Raw genomic sequence first — 411 nt, 5'->3', positions numbered from 1 at the left:
AAGGCTGTCCGTTAAAAAGATAATCTTGAGGTTTTTCGGCTTCGATGTATTTTTTCAGCCCACGAATTAAATGTTCCGAAAGTGGCACATAGCGGTCTTTCTTGCCTTTGCCTTGTACGACTTTGAGTTGTTTTCTATAGAAATCCAGATCTTGTAAACGCACGCTTCGGGCCTCCATACAGCGCAGTCCGCAACCATACAGCAAACCAATAAGAATTCTATGTTTGAGCAATTTGGCGTTTTGTAACATCGCCCAAACTTCTTCTTTACTTAAAACAACGGGAAGTTTCTTCTCGTGTTTTATCGAAGGTAGTCGTAAAAATTCATACGGCAAACCCTCCGATTTAAGCAAAAATCGAAGTCCGTAAACGCAGTGTTTAAAATACGTTTGCGAAGGTGTTTTGCCGGCCT

General features: G+C 41.4%; 1 protein-coding gene. It reads right to left on the bottom strand.

The window, feature by feature from the left end:
- Nucleotides 1-411, bottom strand: a 411-nt coding sequence (locus tag AC061C_RS15920; RefSeq protein WP_478291986.1) for a tyrosine-type recombinase/integrase, incomplete at both ends; no start/stop codon positions are given.

The organism is Flavobacterium sp. GNP010 (assembly GCF_056428945.1).
The sequence above is the reverse complement of the archived record's forward strand: the minus strand, read 5'-3'. Positions and strand labels throughout refer to the sequence as shown.